This is a genomic window from Pseudomonas sp. NPDC098740 (assembly GCF_044760065.1).
In the GTDB taxonomy this organism is placed as follows: Bacteria; Pseudomonadota; Gammaproteobacteria; order Pseudomonadales; family Pseudomonadaceae; genus Aquipseudomonas; species Aquipseudomonas rossensis.
In genome coordinates this window covers 156,125-182,787 of record NZ_JBIWAM010000014.1, presented here as the reverse complement: position 1 = coordinate 182,787, position 26,663 = coordinate 156,125, and the positions used below count along the sequence as shown (strand labels likewise).

The 26,663-nt window shown below is 58.9% G+C and carries 26 protein-coding genes and 2 pseudogenes; 8 read left to right on the top strand and 20 right to left on the bottom strand.

The annotated features are described in order from the left end of the window. Positions 1–155: 155 nt before the first annotated feature. From ACIQU2_RS18785 to ACIQU2_RS18775, 3 genes and pseudogenes are all read right to left on the bottom strand, one after another. Positions 156–587, bottom strand: a pseudogene (locus ACIQU2_RS18785) (methyl-accepting chemotaxis protein); the annotation flags it as partial. A gap of 111 nt (positions 588–698) precedes the next feature. After that, positions 699–1,370, bottom strand: a pseudogene (locus tag ACIQU2_RS18780) (PAS domain-containing protein); the annotation flags it as partial. A gap of 522 nt (positions 1,371–1,892) precedes the next feature. Continuing rightward, the gene (locus ACIQU2_RS18775) at positions 1,893–2,765 is read right to left on the bottom strand and encodes a LysR family transcriptional regulator (RefSeq protein WP_403143221.1); all 873 of its coding nucleotides are present in this window, start codon (positions 2,763–2,765) and stop codon (positions 1,893–1,895) included. A gap of 99 nt (positions 2,766–2,864) precedes the next feature. Here ACIQU2_RS18775 and gstA point away from each other — a divergent pair, with 99 nt between their 5' ends. Next, positions 2,865–3,467, top strand: a complete 603-nt coding sequence (gstA, locus tag ACIQU2_RS18770) for a glutathione transferase GstA (protein ID WP_403143219.1) — start codon at positions 2,865–2,867, stop codon at positions 3,465–3,467. A gap of 31 nt (positions 3,468–3,498) precedes the next feature. On the opposite strand, the gene ACIQU2_RS18765 is transcribed toward gstA, so the two are convergent. The 4 genes from ACIQU2_RS18765 to ACIQU2_RS18750 all read right to left on the bottom strand — a co-directional run bounded on the left by ACIQU2_RS18765 (position 3,499) and on the right by ACIQU2_RS18750 (position 7,163). After that, positions 3,499–4,512, bottom strand: coding sequence for an ABC transporter substrate-binding protein (locus tag ACIQU2_RS18765; RefSeq protein WP_403143217.1), 1,014 nt, complete (start codon positions 4,510–4,512; stop codon positions 3,499–3,501). Further along, the gene (locus ACIQU2_RS18760) at positions 4,509–5,051 is read right to left on the bottom strand and encodes a sigma-70 family RNA polymerase sigma factor (RefSeq protein ID WP_347805364.1); all 543 of its coding nucleotides are present in this window, start codon (positions 5,049–5,051) and stop codon (positions 4,509–4,511) included. Before ACIQU2_RS18760 ends, ACIQU2_RS18765 begins: the two co-directional genes overlap by 4 nt. A 225-nt stretch (positions 5,052–5,276) precedes the next feature. Beyond that, on the bottom strand, positions 5,277–6,068 hold the full coding sequence (locus ACIQU2_RS18755) for a PhnD/SsuA/transferrin family substrate-binding protein (protein ID WP_347806361.1): 792 nt from the start codon (positions 6,066–6,068) through the stop codon (positions 5,277–5,279). A gap of 153 nt (positions 6,069–6,221) precedes the next feature. Continuing rightward, on the bottom strand, positions 6,222–7,163 hold the full coding sequence (locus ACIQU2_RS18750) for a fatty acid desaturase (protein ID WP_403143213.1): 942 nt from the start codon (positions 7,161–7,163) through the stop codon (positions 6,222–6,224). A 335-nt stretch (positions 7,164–7,498) separates the two neighbouring features. Between ACIQU2_RS18750 and ACIQU2_RS18745 the strand changes: the two genes are divergently transcribed. Next, the gene (locus ACIQU2_RS18745) at positions 7,499–7,978 is read left to right on the top strand and encodes a GNAT family N-acetyltransferase (RefSeq protein WP_347806359.1); all 480 of its coding nucleotides are present in this window, start codon (positions 7,499–7,501) and stop codon (positions 7,976–7,978) included. A gap of 54 nt (positions 7,979–8,032) precedes the next feature. Here the strand turns inward: ACIQU2_RS18745 and def are convergent, their stop codons facing one another. The 3 genes from def to ACIQU2_RS18730 form a co-directional block, all read right to left on the bottom strand. Then, positions 8,033–8,572 carry a peptide deformylase gene (gene def / locus ACIQU2_RS18740; RefSeq protein ID WP_347806358.1) on the bottom strand — a complete coding sequence of 180 codons (540 nt, stop codon included), beginning with the start codon at positions 8,570–8,572 and terminating at the stop codon, positions 8,033–8,035. Beyond that, positions 8,569–9,525: a YihY/virulence factor BrkB family protein gene (locus tag ACIQU2_RS18735; RefSeq protein ID WP_347806357.1), complete on the bottom strand. Its 957-nt coding sequence runs from the start codon at positions 9,523–9,525 to the stop codon at positions 8,569–8,571. The genes def and ACIQU2_RS18735 overlap by 4 nt, the downstream gene beginning before the upstream one ends. Positions 9,526–9,696: 171 nt before the next feature. After that, the gene (locus ACIQU2_RS18730) at positions 9,697–9,888 is read right to left on the bottom strand and encodes a CsbD family protein (protein WP_347806356.1); all 192 of its coding nucleotides are present in this window, start codon (positions 9,886–9,888) and stop codon (positions 9,697–9,699) included. Positions 9,889–10,087: 199 nt separating this feature from the next. On the opposite strand from ACIQU2_RS18730, the gene ACIQU2_RS18725 reads away from it, so the two are divergent. Further along, positions 10,088–10,465, top strand: coding sequence for a hypothetical protein (locus ACIQU2_RS18725; RefSeq protein ID WP_282377262.1), 378 nt, complete (start codon positions 10,088–10,090; stop codon positions 10,463–10,465). A gap of 138 nt (positions 10,466–10,603) precedes the next feature. On the opposite strand, the gene fadD1 is transcribed toward ACIQU2_RS18725, so the two are convergent. Together fadD1 and fadD2 are read right to left on the bottom strand one after the other, a co-directional pair. Further along, positions 10,604–12,304 carry a long-chain-fatty-acid--CoA ligase FadD1 gene (gene fadD1 / locus ACIQU2_RS18720; protein ID WP_403143207.1) on the bottom strand — a complete coding sequence of 567 codons (1,701 nt, stop codon included), beginning with the start codon at positions 12,302–12,304 and terminating at the stop codon, positions 10,604–10,606. 365 nt (positions 12,305–12,669) lie between these two features. After that, complete coding sequence (gene fadD2, locus ACIQU2_RS18715) at positions 12,670–14,358, bottom strand: long-chain-fatty-acid--CoA ligase FadD2 (protein ID WP_403143205.1); 1,689 nt, start codon at positions 14,356–14,358, stop codon at positions 12,670–12,672. 246 nt (positions 14,359–14,604) lie between these two features. Here fadD2 and ACIQU2_RS18710 point away from each other — a divergent pair, with 246 nt between their 5' ends. Both ACIQU2_RS18710 and ACIQU2_RS18705 read left to right on the top strand, forming a co-directional pair. Further along, the gene (locus tag ACIQU2_RS18710) at positions 14,605–15,549 is read left to right on the top strand and encodes a lysophospholipase (protein ID WP_403143204.1); all 945 of its coding nucleotides are present in this window, start codon (positions 14,605–14,607) and stop codon (positions 15,547–15,549) included. 40 nt (positions 15,550–15,589) lie between these two features. Then, on the top strand, positions 15,590–16,060 hold the full coding sequence (locus ACIQU2_RS18705) for a MaoC family dehydratase (RefSeq protein WP_046049496.1): 471 nt from the start codon (positions 15,590–15,592) through the stop codon (positions 16,058–16,060). A gap of 103 nt (positions 16,061–16,163) precedes the next feature. Here the strand turns inward: ACIQU2_RS18705 and ACIQU2_RS18700 are convergent, their stop codons facing one another. The 4 genes from ACIQU2_RS18700 to ACIQU2_RS18685 form a co-directional block, all read right to left on the bottom strand. Continuing rightward, on the bottom strand, positions 16,164–17,024 hold the full coding sequence (locus ACIQU2_RS18700; protein WP_403143202.1) for an efflux RND transporter periplasmic adaptor subunit: 861 nt from the start codon (positions 17,022–17,024) through the stop codon (positions 16,164–16,166). A gap of 10 nt (positions 17,025–17,034) precedes the next feature. Then, positions 17,035–17,241, bottom strand: a complete 207-nt coding sequence (locus ACIQU2_RS18695) for a DUF1656 domain-containing protein (RefSeq protein WP_008151119.1) — start codon at positions 17,239–17,241, stop codon at positions 17,035–17,037. Then, positions 17,228–19,216: an FUSC family protein gene (locus tag ACIQU2_RS18690; protein ID WP_403143200.1), complete on the bottom strand. Its 1,989-nt coding sequence runs from the start codon at positions 19,214–19,216 to the stop codon at positions 17,228–17,230. Before ACIQU2_RS18690 ends, ACIQU2_RS18695 begins: the two co-directional genes overlap by 14 nt. 185 nt (positions 19,217–19,401) lie before the next feature. Further along, positions 19,402–19,869: a PA2169 family four-helix-bundle protein gene (locus ACIQU2_RS18685; protein ID WP_403143198.1), complete on the bottom strand. Its 468-nt coding sequence runs from the start codon at positions 19,867–19,869 to the stop codon at positions 19,402–19,404. A gap of 203 nt (positions 19,870–20,072) precedes the next feature. On the opposite strand from ACIQU2_RS18685, the gene ACIQU2_RS18680 reads away from it, so the two are divergent. Together ACIQU2_RS18680 and ACIQU2_RS18675 are read left to right on the top strand one after the other, a co-directional pair. Next, positions 20,073–20,309: a DUF3820 family protein gene (locus tag ACIQU2_RS18680; RefSeq protein ID WP_007949456.1), complete on the top strand. Its 237-nt coding sequence runs from the start codon at positions 20,073–20,075 to the stop codon at positions 20,307–20,309. A 22-nt stretch (positions 20,310–20,331) separates the two neighbouring features. After that, entirely contained in the window at positions 20,332–21,513 is a 1,182-nt protein-coding gene (locus tag ACIQU2_RS18675) for an aminotransferase class V-fold PLP-dependent enzyme (RefSeq protein ID WP_403143196.1), read from the top strand. Between the two features lie 2 nt (positions 21,514–21,515). Here ACIQU2_RS18675 and ACIQU2_RS18670 read toward each other — a convergent pair whose 3' ends face one another. From ACIQU2_RS18670 to zwf, 4 genes are all read right to left on the bottom strand, one after another. Further along, positions 21,516–22,241, bottom strand: a complete 726-nt coding sequence (locus ACIQU2_RS18670) for an intradiol ring-cleavage dioxygenase (protein ID WP_347804635.1) — start codon at positions 22,239–22,241, stop codon at positions 21,516–21,518. 343 nt (positions 22,242–22,584) lie between these two features. Next, the gene (locus ACIQU2_RS18665) at positions 22,585–23,250 is read right to left on the bottom strand and encodes a bifunctional 4-hydroxy-2-oxoglutarate aldolase/2-dehydro-3-deoxy-phosphogluconate aldolase (RefSeq protein ID WP_347804636.1); all 666 of its coding nucleotides are present in this window, start codon (positions 23,248–23,250) and stop codon (positions 22,585–22,587) included. A 17-nt stretch (positions 23,251–23,267) separates the two neighbouring features. Then, positions 23,268–23,981, bottom strand: a complete 714-nt coding sequence (pgl, locus tag ACIQU2_RS18660; protein WP_347804637.1) for a 6-phosphogluconolactonase — start codon at positions 23,979–23,981, stop codon at positions 23,268–23,270. Beyond that, positions 23,968–25,437 carry a glucose-6-phosphate dehydrogenase gene (gene zwf, locus ACIQU2_RS18655; RefSeq protein WP_008151108.1) on the bottom strand — a complete coding sequence of 490 codons (1,470 nt, stop codon included), beginning with the start codon at positions 25,435–25,437 and terminating at the stop codon, positions 23,968–23,970. Before zwf ends, pgl begins: the two co-directional genes overlap by 14 nt. Before the next feature lie 243 nt (positions 25,438–25,680). Here zwf and ACIQU2_RS18650 point away from each other — a divergent pair, with 243 nt between their 5' ends. Next, the gene (locus ACIQU2_RS18650) at positions 25,681–26,541 is read left to right on the top strand and encodes a MurR/RpiR family transcriptional regulator (RefSeq protein ID WP_177318169.1); all 861 of its coding nucleotides are present in this window, start codon (positions 25,681–25,683) and stop codon (positions 26,539–26,541) included. Positions 26,542–26,663: the final 122 nt, after the last annotated feature.

The following is a 26,663-nucleotide window of genomic DNA, read 5'->3' as shown; positions in this document are numbered from 1 at the left end:
TGCGGTGTTTCAGGAAGACCGCAAACTCAGGTTTTACGACTGCTGCGTCCGAACGCGGCCCGAACCGAACGCAGGCTTCGCCAGCTGCTACGGATCGCGTTTTGGCTTAACTGATCGGCATTACCCTTCGAGGGACCCTTTTCAATGTGCCGCTATCAACTTATCTGCAAGGTCGAGTTGAACTGACTGATCGCATCCACCACATGCCGCGACCCTTGTTGAATCTCCAGAATCACCGCTCCCGCCTCATTCGCCAGTTCCACCCCAAGCCCGGTTCGACTCAAACTGGACTGCATGCTCGACACCGCACTCAATGACAAATCGTGGTTCTTGCGCACCACTTCAACGATCTCCAGCGTTGCCTGGCTCGTTCGTGCCGCAAGGCTGCGAACTTCATCGGCGACTACCGCGAACCCGCGCCCGTGTTCCCCGGCCCGGGCCGCTTCGATCGCGGCGTTGAGCGCCAACAGGTTGGTCTGATCGGCAATTCCGCGAATGGTCTGAACGATGGTGCCGATGATGTCGGACTGTTTGCTGACGGCATCAATGCTCAGCGCCGCTTCGTTCAAGTCTTTGGAAATGTCCTGGATGATCTGCACCGTTTGCTGCACCACCTGAGAACCTTTCTGCGCGCAGGCGTCGTTTTGAACAGAGGTGCTGTGGGCCGATTCCGCGGCGGTTTGCAGGGTAGTGACTTGCTGGGTGATATCGCTGGCGAACTTGACCACTTTGTACAATCGACCCTTGGTGTCGAACAGCGGGTTGTAGGAGGCCTCCAGGAAAACCGTATGACCGTGCTTATCTTTGCGCTCGAAACGGTGCGAGTGATATTCGCCGCGATTGAGCGAGGCCCAGAACGCTTTGTAGGCCTGAGATTCGGCGTCGGCACGATGACAAAACAAACTGTGGTGCTGGCCAACCACTTCGTTGAGCGAGTAATGCATCGTCTTCAAGAAGTTGTCGTTGGCCGTGATGACCTTGCCATCCGGGGTGAATTCGATCACGGCCATGGAACGACCGATCGCCGCAAGCATGCTCTCGTTTTCGTGCTCCTTGTAGATCCTCGCTGAGATGTCAGTGGCGACTTTGATCACACTCCGGACCTGACGATCAGCGCCGAACACCGGCATATAGCTGGCTTCGAGCCAGATCTCCTTGCCGCTCCTGTTCAAGCGTAAAAAGGTCCCGCTCACCGGTTCGCCACGGGCCAGGTCACGCCACAACTTGGCGTAGGCTTCGCTTCGGTATAACGCTTCTTCGCAAAAGATCCGGTGATGTTTACCGCGCACTTCTTCGGCGCTGTATCCCATGGCACTGCAAAAGTTGTCGTTGGCATCGAGCACGATCCCCTCAGGGGTGAACTCAATCATCGCCATCGAGCGGCTGACTGCGGCCAACTTCGCGTTAGCCTCGGTCAGCGCGCAACTGAATCGTTCGATTTCCAGCAGGTCGGTCTTGTGACGTCGGTTAAACATAGTTGTATCACCTTCAGCGCGGTCTTTTGTTTGATGAAAGTTCTTTGGTCTTTCAACAGCTCCACCACTACGTTCCAAGGAACAGGCACACGCATCCCTCCACAGGAAGGACTTGGTCAGGTGATCAATGATGTTTAATCGGAGAGTCCATGCTGCAACGCTCTTATCAAGACATCCTTCTCTCGATAGCCCGGAATCGGGCCAGCCCTAACGATCTGATAAGACATTCCATTGACCGGACAGCTCCGTATTGTTCAGAGTCGGCGCCTTGGGTTGCGCACACTTTTAACGTGTATGACGGCCTTCACATGGCGGTCGACATAGTTAGTTAGGAGTCAGCATAGACAGGCGAGGAAGGTAAGCAAGGCCACTAGTCGGCCAGTATTGAGGACAAAATCGGTTCAGCATCGGTATGAGTCATTTCTCGGCAAGCAGACTCATCAACGCCTGCACTGCCGCCGAGGGTGGCTTGTTCGCAGCGACCACCAAGGCAAATTCGCGATCGATACGCGGTTTGACCGGCACCACCCGCAGACCCTGAAGTTGGCTCGGCAGTGTCATCTCCGGCACCAGCGTCACGCCGATGTTTTCCCGTACCAGGGTGAACGCACTGCTCCATTCACGGACCTCTACCCGAACATCAAGCAGTTGCAGCCCGGCATCTTCCGCCAGGCTGCGAGCGTTGGTCGAGCAACCGCCCGTGGCCAGTACAAAAGGTCGCTCCGCCAACTCCGCCAGGGAGACGCCTTCTTCATTGGAACGGCGAGCCAAGGGATGGCCGCCAGGCACCACCGCCATCCAGGCATCACGCCCCAGGCGACCGGCATTGCGCTCGGGCGCCGGGTTCAACACCACGCCGACATCCACCAGCCCGGCGCCGAGCAGCGTTTCCACTTCATCGTCGCTGACCTCCAGCGCGACCACCTGAATGCCGGGATAAAGCCGGTTGAACTGACGCAACAGCGGCGGCAGGAAAGCCGCCAACACCATGGGAAAACTGGCCAGGCGAATCGTCCCGCGCTGAATGTCTTTGGTGGAATCGACAGTGCTGCGAATGGTTTCCAGAACACCCAGCATCGTTCTCGCGTGTTCGATCACAGACAGGCCGATTGCCGTCGGCAAGGTCTGGCGACTCTCCCGACTGAACAGCTGAACGCCCAGGGTTTCTTCAATCAACGCCAAGGCCTGGCTGGCACCGGACTGGGTCATGCCGACCCGCTCGGCAGCCCGGGTAATGTTGCCCATGTCAGCCACTGCCACCACCATTCGCCAATGCATCAGATTCATCATGGCAGTAGCTTTCCTTATGGCGGTTTTCTGAAAGATTAATTTTACCGAAGGTGCCGCGCACTATGACACTGGCGCAAATCCCCAGCCAGAGCCCTGCCAATGAAGTTGTATTACGCCCCACACGCCTGCTCGCTCGCGCCGCATATCGTGCTGCGCGAACTGGATCTGTCGTTCGAATTGATCCGCGTCGACAACACCACCAAGCGAACCGCCAACGACGAGGACTTCCTCGCCATCAACCCCAAGGGTTACGTCGCGGCATTGCAACTGGACAATGGCCAAGTGCTGACCGAAGGCCCGGCAATCCTGCAATACCTGGCAGACCTGCGCCCCGACGCGAACCTGGCACCCTTGAGCGGGACGTTCGAGCGGGTACGGTTGCAGGAATGGCTGAATTTCGTTTCGACAGAGATTCATGGCGGGCTGGGCGGACTGTTCAGTTCGCAGTTCCCGGATGAGATCAAAGCGCTCATCAAAGAGAAACTGTTCAAGCGGTTTGCTGTGTTGTGTCAGACGCTGGAGCGCCAGGATTATTTGCTGGCTGACGGGTTCAGCATTGCTGATGCGTATTTGTTTACGGTGTTGCGCTGGTCGCACCTGTTTGCCATCGATTTGAATGAGTGGCCGGCGTTGGCGCGGTTTCAGACGAGGGTTGATCAGCGGCCAGCCGTGAAGGCGGCGTTGGCCGCGGAGTCGGTGTAGGCCTCAATGGCTATTTTCCAGGCACTCAAATTTACAAACTCGCACTCACCTTAGTGGCCACTTCCCCCGGCACCCAACCCTTCCAGATCTGCGGCTGATCACGCAAAAACGCTTCGGCCACCTGACGCGGTTGCAGGCGCTTTTCGCTCATCTGGCCGAGCGTCTGGTTCAGCAGATCGATTGGCAGGTCGACCTTTTCGAAGAACGCCACCAAATCCGGGTACTGCGCCTTGAACGACGCGGACACCCCAATCGCCAGGCTTGCCGGCATCGACCGCGTGCCTTTTGGATTCGGGTTGTTGGCGTCGGCCAGGGTCTTCCAGGCTTCGGCGTCGAAGGCCGGTTCGTCGAGTTTCACCAGTTTGAAGCGCCCCAACAGCGGCGTCGGCGACCAGCAGTAGAACAGCACCGGTTTACCACGACGGATCGACGAAGCCACCTCGGCATCCAGTGCAGCGCCAGAACCCGTGCGGAAGTTGACGAAGCTGCCGGTCAGGTCATAGGCCTTGAGTTTCTGACTGTTGACGATCTCCGAGGTCCAGCCAGTCGGGCTGTTGAGGAAGCGTCCACGGCTTGGGTCTTCCGGGTCGCGGAACACATCTTTGTAACGCGCCAGATCAGCGACGGATTTCAGCTCCGGGGCCAGGGGTTTGATGCCGCGCTCGGGATCGCCCTTGATCACGTATTCGGGCACCCACCAGCCTTCGGTGGCGCCCTTGACCGTGTCACCCAGCCCAAACACTTTGCCTTCCGAGGCGGCTTTGACCCACGCCGGACTGCGCCCGGCCCACTCTTCGCCGATCACTTGAATATCGTTCCTGGCCAACGCCGCTTCGAGGCTGACGGTGCTGCCCGGCAAGGTATCGGTCGGGTAGCCGTAACCTTTCTCGACAATCAATCGCAGGATTTCGGTGATGAGGCTGCCGCTTTCCCAGGTGATGTCGCCGAAGTGGATCGGCGCGGTTTTCTCCGCCGCGGGAACGTGGGTAGCCACAAGGCTCAGGGCCAGCAGTGAACTGCCGAGCAGGGTTATGAGTGATCTCATGCGGACCTCCGGGTCAGGGAATTCAAGGGTTGGTTGGCGCTGTGCCGGGCGCACAGGGCTTGGGTACGAGTCATGTAAACGCTGACCGAGCGTTGAGAAATGCCCAGTTCGGCAGCGATTTGCGGATAGGTCAGGCCGTCGATTCGCGACAACAGGAAGGTTGCGCGAACCTTGCCAGGCAAGCGTTCAAGCGTGCGATCCAGGCCATGCAACACCTGGGTCAATTGCACCCGTTCTTCGGGCGAGATCGCTTGCTGCTGATCGAGCTGTTGCAACTGATCGAGGTGTTGGCGTTCCAGGTCACGGCGGCGCCAGAGCTGATAGATCAACCGCTGGGCAATGGTGGTGAGCAAGGCACGAGGCTCGCGGATCGGGGTCAGCCCCGGCGATTCGAGTAGCTGTAAAAAGGTTTCGGCAGCGATGTCTTCGACGCTGGAACTGGCGCCCAGGTGCCGACGCAACCGAGCGCACAGCCAGGGGTAATGCGCGCGGAACAATCCGCCCACGTCGTTGCGATGGGAAAGGTCGGTGCCGGACATAGAGGCTCCAAGGGTTAGGGGTCGCTGAATGTCCGGTGATCCGGTGACGCGATCCTAGCAAGGAGCCTTATTCATTAATAATACTTAAAAAGCATTTTTATATTCTATTTTAGAATTAAACATCAAAAGATCGCAGCCTCGTTTCACTCGACAGCTGCTACAGGAAATCGGTGTACATCTGTAGGAGCTGTCGAGTGAAACGAGGCTGCGATCTTTTCACCCCCCCTACCGCAATCGCCCATATCCCAGCGCTTCAGCCTCTTGCTGATAGTCGAGCACAATCTGATAGTCGCTTTCGCCGGCCGGCAATACCTCTTGCAGACCGAGGATTTCCCTGACTTCGGGCAATGCCTGCAACGTCGTGTTCATCGCCTGCCGCAGCGCCTCGGCCTGTTCATCGGTGACGGTCGCGGCGGTGATGAACGGCAAGGTCGGACTGAACGCACTTCGCGCGATGACCCGCAGGCCGGTCACTTCTTCTTCGGCGTGCTGCGCCAGATAGGCAAAGGTGACGCTGTCGATGGCTGCCAGGTCCGCTGTTTCTTCACGCAACCCGCGCAGGCTTTCTCGGTGGCTGCCGCTGATACCGACACTGGCGAAGAACTGCCCCTCTCGATGCAACGGCGCCAGTCGGTGACGCAACAGGTTCATGCCGCTGTTGGAGTCTTCGCCATTGATCACCCCACGACTGTCGCGAAAGGCCGGCAGGCTGCGCCGTGGATCATCGGCGCGACTCAGCAACAGGCTGCAATGGTTGCCGCCGTTGCTGTCCGGCAGTTCATAGCGAGGACGACCGATGACCCGGACCCGACCGCGCAACGCGGTCATCAGCGGGTAGCCGCAGGTTTGGGTCAGCAGCAAGTGCGGGGACAGCCAGAGGTCCATCAGCGAAAGGCCCTCGGCGTTGCGGCGGGTGGCACCCAGTCGCTCGAGCATTCGCGTCAGCCAGCGCTCGTTGGCCTCGCGGATCGGCTCGGGGGCGACGTACATCAGTAATTCAGCGAAGTGTTGTGTCATCAAAAATTTCCCGGCAACGAAATTCCCTGTGGGAGCGGGCTTGCCCGCGAATGCAATCGGCCTGACAACAATGATGTTGGATGTGCCGGCCCCTTCGCGGCGGTGCGGCGATCCGACAAGCCCGCTCCCACAGGGTTCTGTGGTGGTCATGCCTCAGTGGAATGGATGTCGCGGGCTATCGATGGCTTTCACTCCATTCTCCCGCCACAACTGGCCATAACCCTGCACCAGAAACCCGCCGCTGCGCGCCAGCCATTGCTCGCGACGCGCGCGGTAGGCGCGGGGCAAGTCGTACCAGGGCAGCCCCGGCAAATCGTGATGCACCAGGTGCAGATTGAGGTTGAGGAACAGCCAGCGCCACGGCCAGGCGGCTTCATTGATGACCGTCCTTTGCTCGGGCTCGGCGTGGGGACGGTGTTCATAGTAGGAGCGAATCATCGCAATCGATAGCGCCGGCACGCTGATCAGTAACAGGTAATGCCACACCGGCAGCACGCTGTAGTGGGCGATAAACAGCAACATCAGCAGGGTCAACGTGCCGTGGGTCAGCCACATCAACCAGGCCTGCCGCTCACCTGCTTTTAGACGTTGCAGTTCCTCCCGGGCCAGCGCCAGCAAGGCCAGCGGCGCACCGAGGGCGAAGCGCCCGAGCACGGTTTTGTTCAGCCAGTGCAGGCCTTGTTCGAACAGTGAACTGCCCTGCCACTGCTCGGCGCTCAGGTAACGGCTTTCCGGATCGCGACGCGGGAGGGTCAGGTCTTCGTCGCGGTGATGCAACAAATGGCTGTCGCGATACAGGGTGTAGGGATACCAGACGGCGAACGGCGCGTAGCCGAGGACTTTATTGAGCAATGTCCAACGGGTCGGATGCCCGTGAAGCAATTCGTGCTGCACCGATAACCAGAGCACCACCAGCGGAATCAACAGCACAGTGCTCCACCACAGGCCCAACCGATGGCTCCCCAAAACAATGCTGAACCAACCAGCGTACACGCCGACCAGCAACAGCCAGGTCGGCCACTCGGTGCGAGCGGTCAGGCGTTGGTGCAGGGTTTCGATTTCTTCTCGGTGGGCAGTATCGAAGTAATGGGGCATGGCGTTGCTCAGATCGGGGACCAGTCCCCTTCTGTGCAATGGCGCAGGGTTTTCTTGCAGATTATTTGGTTATTTCGTCAGAAGCAGCGGGAGCCCGAGGCCGGGCTCCCTTGTCACGGGATCAATGACCGAACACATCCACCTTCTTGGCCTTCTTGTCCGCGCGCTTTTCATCGGCGGTTTTTGCCGGTTTTTTCTTTGCCGCTTTTTTTGAATCCATGCCTTTGGCCATGATACGTACTCCACTCATACGGGATGTGAGATCAGGTATACACCTATCGCTGCTCTCGCGTTCTTTTATAATCGCCCGCTTTGCGCACCGACAGTCGAAGACCATGCCCAACACCCAGTACACCTTGCTCGCCGAGCCTTTATGGCCCTTGATGAACAAGTTTTATCGCGCTCACCAATCGTCGATGAAAGCGGTCCGCGACGCTCAACTCTGGGTGGCCAGGCGCGAGGAGATCATTGGGGCGCTGTGTTTGCGACCGGTGGCGGACGGGCATTGGCTGACGGGTTTGTTTGTCGATCCGGCCTGCCGTGAACAGGGCATCGCTGCGGCGCTGATCGCCGAGGCGGTGCGCGGTCTCGACCAACCGGTCTGGCTGTTCTGCCACCCCGACTTGCGGGGCTTTTATGAACGCCGAGGGTTTTCCTTTGATCCGCAAATGCCTTACGCCATGACCGAACGCTTGAGCCGCTACGCGCGCAGCAAACCGATGATCGCCATGGGCCTGGAACCGTTGGTGAGTTCGACTTGTGGGAGCGAGCCTGCTCGCGAAGGCGGCGTGTCATTCGACATCATCGTTGAATGACCCACCGCTTTCGCGAGCAGGCTCGCTCCCACAGGGGTTTGTGGTGTTTTCGGATCAGTCGTCGGCGTTAGGATCGAGATCCGGAAACATCACGTCGGTAAACCCGAACTTGCTGAAGTCACTGATGCGCGACGGGTACAACCGGCCGATCAGGTGATCGCATTCATGCTGTACCACTCGCGCATGGAATCCCTCGGCGATGCGCACAATCGGCTGCCCTTTGGGATCGAAACCTTCGTAACGAATGTGCTGATAGCGATCCACCGCGCCACGCAGGCCGGGCACCGACAGGCAGCCTTCGAAACCCTCTTCCAGCGTCGGGCTCAACGGCGTGATCAACGGGTTGATCAGAATCGTCTGCGGCACGGCTTCGGCGTCCGGATAGCGTTCGCTGTGCTCGAAACCGAAGATCACCAGTTGCAGGTCGACGCCGATCTGCGGCGCAGCCAGGCCAACGCCGCCGACGCTTTCCATGGTCTGGAACATGTCGTCGATCAGTTGCCACAGCTCCGGGCTGTCGAACATTTCGGCCGGGACCGGCGGGGCAATGCGCAGCAGGCGCTCGTCGCCCATTTTCAGAATTTCACGGATCATTTGATGACTTCGTCAGTGGTCGGCTTGATCGAGTGGTCCCGACCCAGTCCCGAAACATGTTGTTTGGGTTCGTGGTCATGCTCGCCGGGGACCTTTTCGCCAGGGTCCTTGCCCTCGGTGGACATGTGTTCGATCACGGCATTCATCTCCGCGCCGAGCAACAGCACTGCGGCGGAAATGTAGAAGTACAGCAACAGCACGATGATCGCGCCGATACTGCCATACATGGCGTTGTAGTTGGCGAACGTCTTGACGTACAGGCCGAAACCCAGCGACGCGATGATCCACACCACCACCGCCAGCACCGAGCCAGGGGTGATGAAACGAAACTCCTGTTTGACGTCGGGCATGACGTAGTAAATCAGCGCCACCGCCATCATCAACAGAATCACGACCACCGGCCAGCGCACGATGGTCCAGAGGGTCACGATGAATTCTTCAAGGCCGACTTGCGAGGCGATCCAGCCCATCACCTGCGGCCCGAGCACCATCAGCGCAGCGGCCACCAGCAGCATGCCGGCGATGCCGATGGTGTAGAAAATCGACAGCGGGAAACGCTTCCACGCCGGCCGGCCTTCGACTACGTCGTAGGCGGCGTTCATCGCGCTCATCATCAGCCGCACACCCGCAGACGCGGTCCACAGGGCAATCACGATACCGATCGACAGCAAACCACCCTCGGATTGCTGGAGCTGGTCGATGACCGGGTTCACCTGTTCCAGCGCCTGGGGCGGCAGGACCAGTTCCGATTGCAGGCGCAGCCAGGAGAAGAAGTCCGGCAGGTGCAGGAAACCGATCAGGGCGATCAGAAACAGAATGAAGGGAAACAGCGAGAACAGCATCTGATAGGCCAACGCCGAGGCATAGGTCGACATCTCGTCGTCGACGAACTCGGTGATCGTGCGCACCATGACACGGTGCAGGCGCTGACCTTTCATGTGAGGGAAAAACATTAGCGTCTCCTTTCGCCGCAAAAAAGGTTGAAGTCGTGGCGACTCAGGGGCCGTTTTCTACATCAAAGTAGCCTACTTGGCGAGTTTGAAACAATTTCCTTGTGCAAGTTCAGGCTGACACAAAAACGGCCATCCGTGGATGGCCGTTTCTGTTGCTCGTCAAAGGCCGGATCACGCCTTATCGATGCCTTTCTTGATCGCGTCTTTGGCTTTGCCAACCGCTTGCTGGGCTTCGCCTTTCCTTTCCTGCACCGCGCCTTCGGTGCGCATTTTGTCGTTGCCGGTTGCCTTGCCGACGCCTTGTTTGACGTTGCCGACTGCTTCGTTGGCCAAGCCTTTTGCTTTATCGCCAGTGCTGCTCATGGTGTTTCTCCTGTGAACATTCAACGGAAAAAGTCGTTACACAAGAATTGACCGGAGGCGTTTGCACGGAGTTTCATTTATTTTCACGGTGACATTTCATCGTTCAGTGCAGGTTGGGCTTTATGTTTGCCGACCAACCCCCGAGAATGCGCAACGTATTCAGGCCATGGCGCTGAAGATCCAATCCCGTAGGAATGTTATGAAACTCGATAAAAAGCAGGCCATTGCCCGCAGAAACCAGGAACTTGGCGGTGCTGTGCTTGGCGTCAACAACTGCCATTTCACCGAATTGAACCGCAACCGCAACATCTGGTGGTTTGATATTCCGGTCGCGCGTCTGGCCGTTGGTCAGTACGAATGGGTTCACCTGCTGATGCACACCCCGGATACCGACGAACTGCTGCACCTGAAAGTGCCGACGGTGTTCCTGCGCGAGAAGCTCGAAGGTCTGGTGGTGCGCAACGAAGGTAAACGCAAAGCGGCCCTGAGCCTGGAACTGAGCGCCGACAAGGACTCGTACCTCCAGGACATGCGCCCGGCGGGTACCAACGTCAATTTCGCGCAGTTCCGCCTTTAAAAGCAAAAGATCGTCCGAACGCGGCCCGAACCTTCGGCAGCTCCTACATGGGATTGATGTACACCCTGTAGGAGCTGCCGAAGCGGACGATCTTTTGATCTTCAACAAAAAGCCCCGCATTTGCGGGGCTTTTGTTTGTTACGCGCTTACCTTCTTGACGCCGAGCTTCTTCAGCTCTTCGTCGCGCAACTCGCGGCGCAGGATCTTGCCGACGTTGGTGGTCGGCAGCGCGTCGCGGAACTCCACGGAGCGCGGAACCTTGTAGCCGGTGACGTTGGCGCGCATGTGCTCCATCACCTGTTCCTTGGTCAGGGTCACGCCCGGTTTGGCGACGATGAAGATCTTGATCGCCTCGCCCGACTTCTCGTCCGGCACGCCGATGGCTGCGCATTGCAGCACGCCCGGCAGGGTCGCCAGCACGTCTTCCAGTTCGTTCGGGTACACGTTGAAACCGGAGACCAGGATCATGTCTTTCTTGCGATCGACGATGCGCATGTAACCGTCAGGCTGGATCAACGCGATGTCACCGGTCTTCAACCAGCCTTCGCTGTCGAGCATTTCGTCGGTGGCGTCCTGACGCTGCCAGTAGCCCTTCATGACTTGCGGACCTTTCACACACAGCTCGCCGATTGCGCCTAACGGCTGTTCAACGCCGGCATCGTCGATGATTTTGCACAGGGTCGACGGAACCGGAATACCGATGGTGCCGATCTGGATGTTCTGAATCGGGTTCACGGTGGCCACCGGGCTGGTTTCGGTCATGCCGTAACCTTCGCAGATGGCGCAACCGGTGACCGCTTTCCAGCGCTCGGCCGCGGCCAGTTGCAGGGCCATGCCACCGGACAGGGTGACTTTCAGCGCCGAGAAGTCCAGCTTGCGGAAGCCTTCGTTATTGCACAGGGCCACAAACAACGTATTGAGACCGACAAAACCGCTGAACTTCCACTTCGACAGTTCCTTGACCATCGCCGTCAAATCGCGCGGGTTGCTGATCAGGATGTTGTGGTTGCCGATCAGCATCATCGCCATGCAATGAAAGGTGAAGGCATAGATGTGGTACAGCGGCAGCGGCGTGATCAGGATCTCGCAGCCTTCATGAAGGTTGGAACCCATCAACGCCTTGCACTGCAGCATGTTCGCCACCAGGTTGCGGTGGGTCAGCATCGCGCCCTTGGCCACGCCGGTGGTGCCGCCGGTGTATTGCAGCACGGCAACGTCGCCGCTGGCCGGGTTGGCTTCAGCCACTGGCTGGCCGTGCCCCTTGCTCAGGACATCGTTGAACTTGATGGCCTTGGGCAAGTGATACGCCGGGACCATCTTCTTCACGTACTTGATGACGCTGTTGACCAGCAGACGCTTGAGCGGCGGCAGCAGGTCGGCCACTTCGGTGACGATCACGTGCTTGACGCCGGTTTTCGGCACGACGATCTGGGCCAGGTGCGCCATGTTGGCCAGGCAGACCAGGGCTTTGGCACCGGAGTCGTTGAATTGGTGTTCCATTTCCCGCGCGGTGTACAGCGGGTTGGTATTGACCACGATCAGCCCGGCGCGGATGGCACCGAAGACGGCGACCGGGTACTGCAACACGTTGGGCAGCTGCACGGCGATTCGATCGCCCGGCTGCAAGTCGGTATGCTGTTGCAGGTAAGCGGCAAAGGCACCGGACAATTCGTACAGTTCACCGTAGGTGATTGTCTTGCCCAGGTTGCTGAATGCCGGTTTGTCGGCAAAGCGTTGGCAGGACTGCTTCAACACCGCCTGAATATTCGGATACTCGTCTGGATTGATGTCGGCAGCAATCCCGGCAGGGTACTTATCCTTCCAAAAGTCTTCGATCATGGAAGCCCACTCCTCAGCAACGCGAATTCATCACCGCATTTGATGCGATTATTATTGGTGTGTGTTTTTTATTTAATTTGTTGGTGAGTCTGGCTTTTTATAGAGGCCGAGATGTCACAAAGCGCGCCGAGAGTAGCAGCTTTGCCAGAGGGCGACTAGAGCCAAAAGCCGCCTCTACAGTCACTTTAATGACTCAAGAATAGCAAGCAGTCATTTTAGAGCAAAAAACCTATAATACTCTGAAAGCCTTTAAAACCGGGGCTTATCCAAAAAAATTCGCGAGCAGGCTCGCTCCCACAGGATCACCGATGACCTTGTGGGAGCGAGCCTGCTCGCGATCCGCGCGAAGCGCGGCCATTCAACGATCAGGCGATATCACGCAACTCCCGCCGCAAGATCTTGCCCACCGGCGTCATCGGTAACGACTCACGCAAGACGATGTGCTTGGGCACTTTGTACGCCGTGAAGTTTTCCTTGCAGTAGGCCTTCAGCTCTTCAAGGCTGACACCCGTTTCACGGGCCACCACAAACAGCTTCACCGCCTCCCCCGAACGCTCGTCCGGCACCCCGATCACCGCACAGTTGGCGACTTTCGGATGAGCCATCACCACGTCTTCGATCTCGTTCGGGTACACGTTGAAACCCGAGACGATGATCATGTCTTTCTTGCGATCGACGATGCGCACAAAACCGTCCGGGTCGATCACCGCGATGTCACCGGACTTGAACCAGCCCTCGGCATCCAGCACTTCGGCGGTGGCTTCGGGTTTCTGCCAGTAGCCCTTCATGATCTGCGGGCCCTTGATGCACAGTTCGCCGCGCTCGCCCAGCGCCTGCTCGACGCCTTCATCGTTGATGATTTTCAGCGTGGTGCCTGGCACCGGCAGGCCTACCGTGCCGAGCCGCGACTTGTCGCCGTACGGGTTGGTGCAGGCCACCGGCGAGGTTTCGGTCAGGCCGTAACCTTCGGTGATGCGACAACCGGTGAGCTGTTCCCAGCGCTCGGCGGTGGCCTTGACCAGCGCAGTACCGCCGGAGTTGGTGAGTTTGAGGCTGGAGAAATCCAGGGTCTTGAAATCCGGGTGGTCCATCAGCGCGACGAACAGCGTGTTGAGTCCCAGCAACGCCGAGAAGCGCCAATTCTTCAGCTCCTTGATGAAGCCCTTGATGTCCCGCGGATTGGTGATCAGCACGTTGTGGTTGCCCGAAACCATCATGCACATGCAATTCGCGGTGAAGGCATAGATGTGGTACAGCGGCAGCGGCGCGACCATGACCTCTTGCCCTTCGCGCAACAGCGGCTGGCCGTCATTGCCGAACTGCTCCAGGCACGCCCGCACTTGCTGCATGTTGGCCACCAGGTTGCCGTGGGTCAGCATCGCGCCCTTGGCCAGGCCGGTGGTACCGCCGGTGTATTGCAGCACGGCGATGTCGTCGAGCCCGACGTTCAGCGGCTTGATGCCCAGGCCCCGGCCCAGACGCAGCGCGCTCTTGAAGGAAGTGGCCTGCGGCAAGGAATACGCCGGGACCATCTTCTTGACCTTGCTCACCAGGGTATTGACCAGCCAGCCCTTGGCGGCGGGCATCAGGTCGCCCATTTTTGCTTCGATCAGGTACTGGATGTCGGTGTCGGGCAGCACTTCCTGGACTTTCTGCCCGAACATGTTCAGGTAGACCAGCGCCCGGGCACCGGAGTCCTTGAACTGATGACGCATCTCCCGCGCGGTGTACAGCGGGTTGGTGTTGACCACGATCAGCCCGGCGCGCAAGGCGCCGAACACGGCAATCGGGTAATGCAGGACGTTGGGCATCTGCACCGCAATGCGATCCCCCGGCACCAGGTCGGTGTGGGCTTGCAGGTAACCGGCGAACGCTGCGCTGTAGCGTTCCAGTTCGGCGTAGGTCAGGGTGACGCCCATGTTGCTGAATGCCGGGCGGTCAGCAAATTTCTTGCAGGAACGCTCGAACACTTCGATCACCGACTTATAGGCCCCTTGATCGATGTCCAGGGGCACGCCGGCCGGGCGTTTGTCATTCCAGAAATCAGGTTGCATTGTTCTTGTCCTCTTTACCTGAACCTATCCGGGGCCGCTTTTCTGTCCTTCTTCAAAACAAAGAGCGAAAAAGCGGGGCTTCACGGACACTAGCAGCTATGGCGAATCAGGCAAATATGCGCACGGTCGACATTGATCGTGTGAATCTTGCTGCCGTGGCGTGGCCTGATCAGACGGCACGCTTTGGATGCGCTATACAATGCAACGACGCCCATGCCACATGCAGCCCTACGCAAAGGAACCGCCATGATCCACGACACTTTCTGGCTGGCCGCGAGTGACCGCAGCCGCCTCTTCGTCAACCAGTGGCTGCCCGCCGCACCTTTAAAAGCAGTGATCCTGCTGGCCCACGGCATGGCGGAACACAGTGGCCGCTACGCGCGTCTGGCGGAAAAACTCTGTGATCAGGGCTACGGTGTGTATGCGCCGGACCTGCGTGGACATGGCAAAACTGCCGAAAACGGGACACTCGGCCATTTCGCCGACGATGACGGTTGGTGCAAGGTGGTCGGCGACCTGGCGAGCCTCAACCAGCACATCGGCCAACAACATCCGGGAATGCCGATTGTGTTGCTCGGTCACAGCATGGGCAGCTACATCGCCCAGGCTTATCTGCTGCACCACAGCGCCAGCCTGCACGGGGCCGTTCTCAGCGGGTCGAACTTCCAACCGGTGGCGCTCTATCGCGCGGCGCGGCAGATTGCGCGGTTAGAACGTTTGCGTCAGGGCCCGAAGGGTCACAGCGCGCTGATCGAATGGCTGTCGTTCGGTTCGTTCAACAAGAAATTCAAACCGGTACGCACGCAGTTCGACTGGCTCAGCCGCGACCCGGCGGAGGTCGACCTGTACGCCAACGACCCGCTCTGCGGCTTTCGCTGCACCAATCAGCTGTGGATCGATTTGCTCGGTGGGTTGCAGCAAATCAGCAAAGCGTCCAATCTCGCTCAGATTGATCCGGGCCTACCGTTGCTGGTCATCGGCGGTGAATGTGATCCGGTGAGCGAAGGCAAGCGTCTGAAAGATCTGGCCCATGCGCTGCGCGCTGCCGGCAGCCAGAGCCTGCAACTGACTATTTACCCGCAGGCACGGCATGAACTGTTCAACGAGAGCAACCGCGATGAAGTGATCAATGACGTGTTGAGCTGGATCGCCCAGGCGCTGAGCCACCGTCGGCCACCCAGATCGGAATAGTTTTTTTGAATTTATTTATTCGTGACAGGAATTGAAACAGATGACCCAGGTTACCAACACCCCTTACGAGGCCCTTGAAGTCGGCCAGACCGCCAGCTACAGCAAGACGGTCGAAGAGCGCGACATTCAGTTGTTCGCCGCGATGTCCGGCGATCACAACCCGGTGCACCTGGACGCTGAATTCGCCGCCGGCACCATGTTCAAGGAGCGCATTGCTCACGGCATGTTCAGCGGTGCGCTGATCAGCGCTGCCGTTGCCTGCGAGTTGCCTGGGCCGGGGACTATTTATATCGGTCAGCAAATGAGCTTTCAGAAGCCGGTGAAAATTGGCGACACGCTGACCGTGCGTCTGGAGATTCTCGAGAAGCTGCCGAAGTTTCGTGTGCGGATTGCCACTCGCGTGTTTAACCAGCGCGATGAATTGGTAGTGGATGGCGAGGCGGAGATTCTGGCGCCGCGTAAGCAGCAGACGGTGACGTTGCCTAAGCTGCCGGCAATCAGCATCGGCTGATTGCCTCACAAGATCGCAGCCTCGTTTCACTCGACAGCTCCTACAGGGTTTGCCATATACCTGTAGGAGCTGTCGAGTGAAACGAGGCTGCGATCTTTTGATCTTACGGCCCTTCCTGCACCTGCACACTCGCCGTCATCCCCGAGCTCAAATTCATCCCTTCCGGCAACTTATCAATCTTGATCCGTACCGGAATCCGCTGAGCCAGCCTCACCCAGTTAAACGTCGGCTCGACCTCTGCCAGCAACTGCCCATCCGGCGTGGTATTGCGATCGGTAATCCCGCGACTGATGCTTTCCACATGCCCCTGCAACGCCTCCCCCGCACTCATCAACCAGACCTTCACCGGATCGCCAACACGAATCCGTGGCAGCTTGGTTTCTTCGAAATACGCCTGCACATAGAAAGTCGAATCGTCGATCAACGCCATCACCGATTGCCCGGCATTCACGTAGTTCCCTTCAGCCAGACGCAGGTTGGTGATGTGACCATTGCGCGGCGCATGGACCTGACTACGGGCGAGGTTGAGTTCCGCAACCTTGGCTTCCGCCTGGGCTTCGCGCAGTTCGCCACGGGCGATGCCGGCGTTGATTTGCGCGTTCTCGCGTAGCTCGGCACTGATTGCCTGCGGCCCGAGGGCAGCGCGGCGACTGGCTTCGCGCTCGCGCAGATTGAGTTGCTGCTGACGGGTCTGCACCACCGCCTGGGCTTTCTCCAACGCCGCTTCGAAACGGTCGCGATCAATGCTCAGCAATAAATCGCCGGCCTTGACCTGCTGGTTATCAAAAGCCTTGAGTTCACGCACCCAACCCGAGACGTCCGGCGCGATCACCACCACGTCGGCGCGGATCCGCGCATCCCGAGTCCAAGGCGTGAGCATGTAGTACTGCCACAAATGGAAGCCGGCAAAAATCGCCGCCGCCACCAGGCACAAGGTCACCGCGACACGTATCGGTGTACGCATTTTCAACTCCTTATAAAGGTCCGAGGACGACGGTGATCAAGGTCAATACACAGACGTACAAGGCGCAATCAAACAACGCTTCGTGCCAGATCCAGCGGCCCACCGGCGTCAGGCGCAAGAGCATGCGCAAGGCTCCAGTGACGAGCAGCGCCAGCAGCACATAAATCAGAAACGGACTGAGCAGCACGCCACCCACCGACCACTCACGCAAGCCCATGGCTTTGCTCCTGTTGACGGCACCAGGCGCGCCAGCTGCTTTGCAATTGCAGCACCGCACCTTGGGCCAGTTTCACTGCATCGCTGGGGGGCAATGCGTACAAGGTCTTCAGAAATTCTTCGCTTGGCTGTGCCAACGCCTCGGCGCGACTGCCGGCCGGGCCTTGCTCGAGGATTTCTTCCAGCTGTTCGAGATAACGCCGCTGAGGCGCACTGACCGGTGCCTGCACCACCGCCAGACTCAAACGCAAATGCAGCAATTCGTCGCCGATGTCCAGGCCGAGCAAGCCATCGTCCCAGCGACTACGCGCCGGTTCCGGCAACTCGGGGTAGTGTCGCGCCAATTGCAGCAAGCGGTCGGCCATGCGCCCGCCAAACCAGCTTTCGGCACCGCGCAGATTGCGCCGGGTCAGGCGCACCAGATCGTCGAGGGTTGCCGCCAGCAAACGTCGGCCATGCCACGTCGGATTGCGCAGGATCAACAAATGGAACGCCAGCACTGCGGCGCCGACGCCGACCACGATGGATTGAGCGCTGTTGAAGAACGTCGCGACATCAAATTTCATCACATTGAGCGGCGAGACCAGCACGATGAAGTGCAGACAAAATGAGGTGGCCGTGGCGCCGATCTGCGGTTTGGCCATGCCCAGCGCGCCTAGGAACAACGGCACGCCCATGCCCATGCACAGCAACGCAAAACCACTCCATTGCGGCAGCAGAATCTGCCCGACGATAAACGCAGCCGGAATTGCCAGGAATATCCCGCGCATAAAACTCATGCCGATTTGAGCGCCATTCTCGCGGCTGGCAAACAGACTACATACCACGCACGTCAACAGCAGCGCGCCGGAGGCGGCGGGCCAAGCGGTCGCCAACCAGAAGCACGAGACCACCAGAAACGCCAACGCACTTCGGGCACCGAACATCAGCGCCAATGACAGATCGCGGTGCGGAGTTAGGGTTCTCGGTGGATCGACCGTTTCCTTGCCCTCCTCAACGGCGTTCAACGCGGCGCTGGCCGCCATGGCGGTATCGAGCAACAAGGTGAAACGGGCCAGGCAGTAACTCTGTGCGGAGCTGATGTGCAGGTCGTGGGAAGCGTCGAGCAAGCTTGGACGCAGCGCTTGCAGGGTCGCGGTATTCGAGCTGTTGAGCGCCTCTTGAACCTCGGTCATCCAGGGCAACAGTTGCTCGGCTTCCTGGGGTTCCAATTGCTTCCACTGACGACGCGCCGAACGGGCGATGCGCAGCAGCATCAACAGCTTTTGGCTCAAGCCGCTGATCCCGCGTGCTCGTTGCCGCCCCAGGCTTCCTTCAAACCAGGCATGCTCGCGCTGGGCATCGACGGCGACGATTCTCCCGAGGATTTCCAGCAAGCCTTTACGCGCCTGACCATCACCGGCCAGGGTCGCACGCGCGGCGTTCATACCGCTTTGCCACGCTGCCCGCGCCTGATCCGCCAGTTGCCGTTCGACCCGCATCGGCCAGAGCAGCGCACTGGCAGCGGTGGCGCAAAGAATGCCCAAGCAGATTTCCGTGCAGCGAGCCACGGCTTGATCGAACACCGTCAGCGGATGAGTAATGGCCGGCAACGCGATGATCGCCACCGTATAACCCGCCAGCACGAACGAATAGGACCAGGCGCTACGCAGCAAGGTCGAACTCGCCGTACACAACCCCAGCCACAACGCCAAGGCCAACAAAAACAACCAGGGCGTCTGGGCAAACAACCCCATGAACACCACTGACATGATCGTCCCGACCAGAGTCCCCAACAACCGCGCCAAGCCCTTCTGCACCACCATCCCGGACAAGGGCTGGGCGACGATGAACGCCGTCATCAACGCCCAGGCCGGTTGCTCCAGACCCCAGCGCAATGCCAGCCACAGCGCCAGGCCGCCGCCGATCAAGGTTTTGATCGCGAACTGTAAGGCGCGGCGGTCAGGCGCAAACAAAGCCTGCAGGGTGATTGGCACGTAATGGACTCTTGAAAGGACGATTTAACGTAGGAGCTGCCGAAGGCTGCGATCTTTTGACGGCGCCGAAAAGCAAGATCAAAAGATCGCAGCCTTCGGCAGCTCCTACAAGGCTAATTTCATCGTTGAACGCCAGACACAAAAAAACGCCAGACTGGCTGGCGTTTTTGACAGACAACGAACGCTTACGAGCGTGCGCGCGCCTGGTTACGCAGGGCTTTTACCTGATCGTGGTTGCGTTGCACGCCGTGGTACTGACGCTCAACCAAGTCGCGAATGCCCACCAGGTTGTATTTGTTGATTTTTTCGATGGCTTCTTTGTAAGCCTTCAGTGCATGGTCTTCACCCCGTTCGGCTTCGTTCAGCACGGCCTCTTCATCCTTGCCGGTGAACATCGCTTTGACGTCGACCCAACGGCGGTGCAGGTCACCGCTGACACTGGTGGAGGTTTCCGGATCGCCACCCATGGAACGTACAGCGGTCTGCAATTCAGAAGCAGCCTTGGCGCAGTCAGCCGAGCGCTGTACGAAAATGGCTTTGAGTTCAGGGTGTTTGATGTCTCCAGCGCACGTCTTGAACCCTTCCTGACCGTCTTTACTGGTTTCAATCAGGTCGTTGAGTACAGAGATGGCTTCTTTATTCATGTCGGTCATTTTCAATTCCTCGCGGGTTGATGAAAGATGCAATAGGTGTTGCATCCTGCATGCCAGCTTTGAATTGATAAGTTATTTCTTATATTTCAATTACTTATGGTTTAACCCGAAATCTGTATCCGCTTTATTTGCATGATCTGTCATTTGGCCTGCATGCAGAATGCCTGTATTTTCCAGACTGTTTGAATCAAGACGACTGATTGATGAACCCTGAAAAGCTCGAACTGTTGATTACCCGTGAAATGCCCTTCGGCAAATACAAGGGCCGGATCATTGCCGACCTCCCCGGCCAATACCTGAACTGGTTCGCTCGGGAAGGTTTCCCCCACGGCGAACTCGGCGGCTTGTTGGCCTTGATGCAGGAAATCGATCACAACGGCCTGTCGGAGCTGCTCGAACCGCTGCGCGCCAAACATGGCAAACCTGCCCCGCGCCACTGATTCTCTCCAGACCGAGTAGTCCATGCCCGATAACACCCGCCGCGCCCGTGATGAAGCCTTCTGGCACACCTTTGCCGACCGATACGCGGTTGAACCCGGCCCGGTCAACCTCGAAAACGGATACTTCGGGCGCATGTCACGCACGGTGGTCGAGGAGTATCAGCGCAACATCGAACTGATCAACCGCAGCAACTCGGTGCACGTGCGGCAACGCTTCGAACAGGGCGAAAGCCTGGAGATTCGCAAACAGCTCGCCGAGCTGATGGGCGTATCCGCCGACACTGTCGCCCTCACCCGCAACGCTTCGGACGGTCTGCAATCGCTGATCCGCAACTACAACCGTCTGACGCCGGGCGATCAGGTGCTGATGTGTGATCTGGAATACGACACGGTCAAAGGTGCCATGCGCTGGCTGGCACGTCATCGCGGCGTCGAGGTGATCGAGATCGAACACTCGCACCCCGCCAGTTTCGACAGTTTGCTGGCCACTTACCGCGAAGCCTTCGTGCGTTATCCGCGACTCAAACTGATGGCGCTGACCCACGTCACCCATCGCACCGGACTGGTGATGCCGGTGCAGGCCATTGCCGCAGCAGCCAGAGAACATGGCATCGACGTGATCCTCGACGGCGCCCATGCGCTCGGCCAGCTCGAGTTCAATCTCGATAAACTGGGCATCGCCTTTGCTGGCTACAACCTGCACAAATGGATCGGTGCACCGCTGACTCTGGGCTTCATTTACATCGCCCCCGAGCGCCTGGCCGACATCGACCCGGACATGGGCGAGATGCATTTCCCCGTTACCGATATTCGCGCCCGCACGCCGTATAGCACGCCCAACATCCCGGCGCTGCTGACCCTGCCGCTGGTGTTCGAGGAACATCGGGCCATGGGCGGTTCCGCCGCCAAGGGCGCTCGGCTCAATTACCTGCGCAACCGCTGGGTGAGCGCGGTACGCGAGTTGCCGGGGATCGAAGTCATGACCCCGGACGACCCGCGACTGTATTGCGGCATCACTTCGATGCGCTTTACCCGGCATGCCGATCAACAGGCGATGGTCGAGCGGCTGCTCAAGGACTACAACCTGTTTACCGTTGCGCGCAGTGGTGCCGCAAGTGGTCCGTGCATTCGCATAACCCCGGGGCTTACCACCACGGGTGCAGACATGGATCTACTGGCCCGGGCGTTGACCGAACTGCGCTGACGTCACACGGTGTGTTTGTCGAAGTCCTCGGGCTTGATCTGCGTCGACACCGCGAATGTGTCGATGCCGATGGTCGTGTGCCCGAAGTAGCCGTCTTTATTCGAGTCTCGACTCAGGGTGTGAACGTTCAAGGTCGAAGCTTCGCCGCCCATGTTTTCATAGAAAAAGTCTTGATCGTTGGTCAGCGGCGAAACGGCTCGACCGCGGTACTCCCTGGCGTTGAGTACCGAACGCGAGGCCACTTCGGGAAAGTAGAGCTGACCGACCCAGGCAACATGCCGCTCTTCCAGGTAGTTGTTGCCTTCCATAATGCGTACCACGACATGAATGTGCAGGGCACGGCCGGCGTAGAACCCCGGATAGATCGTGGTAAACCGCACGATGCCGTTCTTGTCCGTGAATTGCCCGCCACGCAAGTAAGTGTCGTCGTCGGTGCGCGGGATCGAGCCTATGTCGCCGACGTCGACTTCCTTGTCCGGATTGACCTTGCTCCAGCCCGAATACGCACCGCGTGCATTGCAATGCCAGATATCCACCAACGCGTCAGTCACCGGTTGACCGGTCATGGCATCGACGATCGTCAGCCTCAGCACCAAGGGAATACCGTCCATGCCTTCGCTGATGTTTCTTCTGATCAATTTCGGATTTCGGAAATAAGGACCGGCGATCTGTTCGGGTGAAAGCAGGTAAACCGCTGGCTGGGGTGAAACCGGAGTGTTGTCGTCCATGACGTTCTCTCTTCCATAAGATGAACGCAGGTTAACGCTGACCGAGGAGCGAGATGCGGTAACTATGTATCGCATGATGTCGATCTGTAGCAGCTGCCGAGCTTGCGAGGCTGCGTTCGGCTGCGTAGCAGTCGTGAATCCGGCTTACGCGGTCTGCCTGACGTACCGCAATCTCTGGTTTTACGACTGCTACGCAGCCGAACGCAGCCTCGCAGGCTCGGCAGCTGCTACAAAGAGCGAGTCGACAGCCAAAAGGGTTTTCACCGGGCAAAAAAAAACGGTGCACCGACCAAGCGCACCGTAAAGCCGTAGAACACACAACGAAGTGTTTGGTAAAAGCCGATCAGTCCAGCAGCGCCAGTGCCTCGGCGGTGCATTCCTGGATGCGGGCCCAGTCGCCGTTCTTGATCCACTCGGGATCAAGCATCCAGCTACCGCCCACGCACATCACGTTCTTCAACGCCATGTAGCTCTTGATGTTGGCCGGGCTGACGCCGCCAGTCGGGCAGAATTTCACTTCGCCAAACGGGCCGCCAAGGGCTTTGATAGCCGCGACGCCGCCGCTGACTTCCGCAGGGAACAACTTGAAGCGGCGATAACCCAGGCTGTAGCCTTCCATGATGCCGGAGGCGTTGCTGATGCCTGGCAACAGTGGAATCGGGCTGTTGACGCTGGCTTCCAGCAGGTCACGGGTGATGCCCGGCGTGACGATGAACTGCGAACCGGCCGCTTCGGCAGCCGCCAGCATGTTGCGATCCAGCACAGTACCGGCACCGGTCACCAGTTCCGGGCGTTGCTCGCGCAGAATCTGGATAGCCTTGAGGCCGAACTGCGAACGCAGGGTCACTTCCAGGGCTGTCAGGCCACCGGCCGCGAGGGCATCGGCCAGCGGCAGGATGTCCTGCTCGCGAGCGATGGTAATCACCGGCAGGATCCGCGCCTTGGCGCAGAGGCTGTCGATCAGGGCAACTTTGTCCGCCATGGAAACGGTCGGGGATGGGGTTGTCATAGCGGCTGTTCCTTGGCTCATGGGCACCAGTAAATCTCTAACGTAGGTTGCAGAAACGCGCGAATCGGCATGGCGGCGACATCGTCACCCGCCAATGCGGCACTCAGGGTGGTCAGCTTGGACTGACCGGAAATCGATAGAACGGTGGTCTTGGCCGAGGCCAGAAGCGCGCGGCTCATGGTCAGGCGCTGATGCGGCACGGTCGGCGCCAGCATCGGCCAGCAGCGACGGCTGCCGTCGACTTTCAACGCATCGGCCAGGTTCGGGCTGTTGGGGAACAGCGAGGCGGTGTGTCCGTCGTCGCCCATGCCGAGTATCAGCACGTCGATCGGCGGTAATTCCTTGAGCAGGCGATCCGCCTGCTCGGCCGCCAGTTCAAGGTTGGCCGTGGCGCTGTACAGACTCAGGAACTGAGCCTTGGCCGCCGGGCCTTGCAACAGGTAACGCTTGAGCAGACCGGCATTGCTGTCGACATGCTCTACCGGCACCCAGCGCTCGTCGGCCAGGGTGACGACAACCTTGGACCAGTCCAGCGTCTGCTTGGCCAGGTGCTGGAAAAACGCCACCGGGCTGCGTCCACCGGAAACCACCAAGGTCGCGGTGCCGCGCGCGTCGATCGCGTCACTCAGTTGCTTGGCTACATTCAGCGCCAGGCCTTCGGCCAGCAGCACCGGGCTTTTGAACTCATGGGCGCTGACGCCCTGAGGCAGTTTCAATTCAGATATCGCCATACCACGACCTCCCATCCCGCGTGATCAATGCAATGGAGCTCATCGGCCCCCAGGACCCGGCCGCGTACGGCTTGGGCGCATCACCGGATTTTTTCCACCCGGCGATCAACTGGTCACACCACTTCCACGCGGCTTCGATTTCATCTTTACGGACAAACAGGTTCTGATTGCCGCGCATCACTTCCAGCAACAACCGCTCGTAGGCATCGGGAATCCGTGCGCTGCGATAGGTGTCGGAAAAATTCAGCTGCAACGGACCGCTGCGCAGCTGCATGCCCTTGTCCAGGCCTTGTTCTTTAGTCATCACGCGCAAGGAAATGCCTTCGTCCGGTTGCAGGCGGATAATCAGCTTGTTGCTGATTTGCAGGCGCTGCTCGGGAGCGAAGATGTAGTGGGACGGTTCCTTGAAGTGGATGACGATCTGCGACAACTTCTGCGGCATGCGCTTGCCGGTACGCAGGTAAAACGGCACACCGGCCCAACGCCAGTTGCGGATATCGGCACGCAGCGCAACGAAGGTTTCGGTGTCGCTCTGGGTGTTGGAGTTCGGCTCTTCCAGGTAACCGGGAACCGATTTGCCTTCGCTGTAACCCGCGATGTACTGACCGCGCACGACCTGAGTGGTCAGGCCTTCCGGGCTGATCGGCGCCAGCGCCTTGAGCACTTTGACTTTCTCGTCACGGATGCTGTCGGCGGACAGGTCGGCCGGCGGGTCCATGGCGATCAGGCAGAGCAGTTGCAGCAGGTGATTCTGGATCATGTCCCGCAGCTGGCCGGCCTTGTCGAAGTAACCCCAGCGACCTTCGATCCCGACTTTCTCGGCCACGGTGATTTCCACGTGGGAGATATAATTCTGGTTCCACTGGGTTTCGAACAGGCTGTTGGCGAAACGCAGGGCGATCAGGTTCTGGACGGTTTCTTTGCCCAGGTAGTGGTCGATGCGGTAGGTGCGGTTCTCCGGGAAGAACTGCGCCACGGCGTCGTTAACCTTGCGCGAGGATTCCAGATCCGAACCAATCGGTTTTTCCAGCACCACGCGGGTGTTTTCGGTCAGACCGACCTTCGACAGGTTCTCGCAGATCGCGCCGTAAACGGCGGCCGGTGTCGCGAAGTAGGCAATCACTCGCTGGGCGCTGCCGGCCATTTCGGCCAGGGCGACGTAATCGTCAGCCTTGAGGAAGTCGACGTGCAGGTAACTCAGGCGGGCCAGAAAGCGTTCGACCACGGCTTCGTCCAGCTCTTTGGCGACGACGTAGCGGCGCAGCTCGGAGGCGATGAACGCCAAATGCTGCTGCTCGCTGCCAGGCTCACGGGCCAGCGCGATAATTCGCGTGTCCTCGTGCAAGAGGCCTGCGCCATCGAGCTGATAAAGGGCAGGAAACAGCTTGCGCAGGGCCAGATCGCCGAGGGCGCCGAACAAGGCAAAGGTGCACGGTTCAACCGTAATCGAAGGCATGATGTTTGTTCTTTTATCAAGTTAAGCTACAAATACCTTTTTTCAAGGCATCACTCAAGGGAAAATGTAGTAATAACCACAACATTTTCGCAAAATACAGATTCCGAGTGGTGGACGGTCGGAGCCATCAGTAGGATAGGCCACCGTTTGGGGCCGCATCAAAGGCCCAATTTGCATAGCAACACGCTTGTTTGCATCGCAGATGCACTCTTGTAGGCGAACCAAGGAAACCATATGGACCGCGTGCGAAATTTACTGGAACAGATCCAGAATCGCCTTGAAGACCTGAACAAGGCAGAACGCAAAGTCGCCGAAGTGATCCTGCTCAACCCACAGCAGGCCACCCGGTTCAGCATCGCCGCCCTCGCCCAGGCCTCAAAGGTCAGCGAGCCGACGGTCAACCGTTTCTGCCGTTCGTTCGGCGTCAGCGGCTACCCGGAACTCAAGCTTCAATTGGCCCAGAGCCTGGCCAGTGGCGCGGCGTATGTCAGCCGTGCGGTCGAGGCCGACGACAATCCGGAAGCGTATACCAAAAAGATTTTCGGCAGCGCCATCGCCTCTTTGGACAGTGCCTTGCAGGCGCTTGACCCGAACCTGATCAGCCGCGCCGTCGATCTGTTGATCCAGGCCCGTCAGATCCACTTCTTCGGCCTCGGCGCCTCGGCCCCGGTGGCGTTGGATGCGCAGCACAAGTTTTTCCGCTTCAACCTGGCGGTCACCGCCCACGCGGACGTGCTGATGCAGCGCATGATTGCGTCGGTGGCGCACACCGGCGAGTTATTCGTGATCATTTCCTACACCGGCCGTACCCGCGAACTGGTGGAAGTGGCGCGTATTGCCCGGGAAAACGGTGCTTCGGTACTGGGCCTGACGGCCGAGGGTTCGCCACTGGCCAAGGCCAGCACCTTAAGCCTGAACATTCCGCTACCGGAAGACACCGACATCTATATGCCGATGACGTCGCGGATCATTCAGCTGACCGTGCTGGATGTGCTCGCCACCGGCATGACCTTGCGCCGAGGCGTGGATTTCCAGCCGCATTTGCGCAAGATCAAGGAAAGTCTGAATGCCAGTCGGTATCCGATTGGGGATGAGTTTAACTAGTCCAACATCTCCACTGCTTGGCCTGGCCTCATCGCGAGCAAGCTCGCTCCCACATTTGGAATGCATTCCCCTGTGGGAGCGAGCTTGCTCGCGATGGCGCCAGCCGCAGCACCGCAGGTCTT

Excerpts from the sequence above, each read along its gene's own strand:
- ACIQU2_RS18775 (WP_403143221.1), bottom strand. The coding sequence starts at position 2,765 with ATGATGAATCTGATGCATTGGCGAATGGTGGTGGCAGTGGCTGACATG.
- gstA (WP_403143219.1), top strand. The coding sequence starts at position 2,865 with ATGAAGTTGTATTACGCCCCACACGCCTGCTCGCTCGCGCCGCATATC.
- ACIQU2_RS18765 (WP_403143217.1), bottom strand. The coding sequence starts at position 4,512 with ATGAGATCACTCATAACCCTGCTCGGCAGTTCACTGCTGGCCCTGAGC.
- ACIQU2_RS18760 (WP_347805364.1), bottom strand. The coding sequence starts at position 5,051 with ATGTCCGGCACCGACCTTTCCCATCGCAACGACGTGGGCGGATTGTTC.
- ACIQU2_RS18755 (WP_347806361.1), bottom strand. The coding sequence starts at position 6,068 with ATGACACAACACTTCGCTGAATTACTGATGTACGTCGCCCCCGAGCCG.
- ACIQU2_RS18750 (WP_403143213.1), bottom strand. The coding sequence starts at position 7,163 with ATGCCCCATTACTTCGATACTGCCCACCGAGAAGAAATCGAAACCCTG.
- ACIQU2_RS18745 (WP_347806359.1), top strand. The coding sequence starts at position 7,499 with ATGCCCAACACCCAGTACACCTTGCTCGCCGAGCCTTTATGGCCCTTG.
- def (WP_347806358.1), bottom strand. The coding sequence starts at position 8,572 with ATGATCCGTGAAATTCTGAAAATGGGCGACGAGCGCCTGCTGCGCATT.
- ACIQU2_RS18735 (WP_347806357.1), bottom strand. The coding sequence starts at position 9,525 with ATGTTTTTCCCTCACATGAAAGGTCAGCGCCTGCACCGTGTCATGGTG.
- ACIQU2_RS18730 (WP_347806356.1), bottom strand. The coding sequence starts at position 9,888 with ATGAGCAGCACTGGCGATAAAGCAAAAGGCTTGGCCAACGAAGCAGTC.
- ACIQU2_RS18725 (WP_282377262.1), top strand. The coding sequence starts at position 10,088 with ATGAAACTCGATAAAAAGCAGGCCATTGCCCGCAGAAACCAGGAACTT.
- fadD1 (WP_403143207.1), bottom strand. The coding sequence starts at position 12,304 with ATGATCGAAGACTTTTGGAAGGATAAGTACCCTGCCGGGATTGCTGCC.
- fadD2 (WP_403143205.1), bottom strand. The coding sequence starts at position 14,358 with ATGCAACCTGATTTCTGGAATGACAAACGCCCGGCCGGCGTGCCCCTG.
- ACIQU2_RS18710 (WP_403143204.1), top strand. The coding sequence starts at position 14,605 with ATGATCCACGACACTTTCTGGCTGGCCGCGAGTGACCGCAGCCGCCTC.
- ACIQU2_RS18705 (WP_046049496.1), top strand. The coding sequence starts at position 15,590 with ATGACCCAGGTTACCAACACCCCTTACGAGGCCCTTGAAGTCGGCCAG.
- ACIQU2_RS18700 (WP_403143202.1), bottom strand. The coding sequence starts at position 17,024 with ATGCGTACACCGATACGTGTCGCGGTGACCTTGTGCCTGGTGGCGGCG.
- ACIQU2_RS18695 (WP_008151119.1), bottom strand. The coding sequence starts at position 17,241 with ATGGGCTTGCGTGAGTGGTCGGTGGGTGGCGTGCTGCTCAGTCCGTTT.
- ACIQU2_RS18685 (WP_403143198.1), bottom strand. The coding sequence starts at position 19,869 with ATGACCGACATGAATAAAGAAGCCATCTCTGTACTCAACGACCTGATT.
- ACIQU2_RS18680 (WP_007949456.1), top strand. The coding sequence starts at position 20,073 with ATGAACCCTGAAAAGCTCGAACTGTTGATTACCCGTGAAATGCCCTTC.
- ACIQU2_RS18675 (WP_403143196.1), top strand. The coding sequence starts at position 20,332 with ATGCCCGATAACACCCGCCGCGCCCGTGATGAAGCCTTCTGGCACACC.
- ACIQU2_RS18670 (WP_347804635.1), bottom strand. The coding sequence starts at position 22,241 with ATGGACGACAACACTCCGGTTTCACCCCAGCCAGCGGTTTACCTGCTT.
- ACIQU2_RS18665 (WP_347804636.1), bottom strand. The coding sequence starts at position 23,250 with ATGACAACCCCATCCCCGACCGTTTCCATGGCGGACAAAGTTGCCCTG.
- pgl (WP_347804637.1), bottom strand. The coding sequence starts at position 23,981 with ATGGCGATATCTGAATTGAAACTGCCTCAGGGCGTCAGCGCCCATGAG.
- zwf (WP_008151108.1), bottom strand. The coding sequence starts at position 25,437 with ATGCCTTCGATTACGGTTGAACCGTGCACCTTTGCCTTGTTCGGCGCC.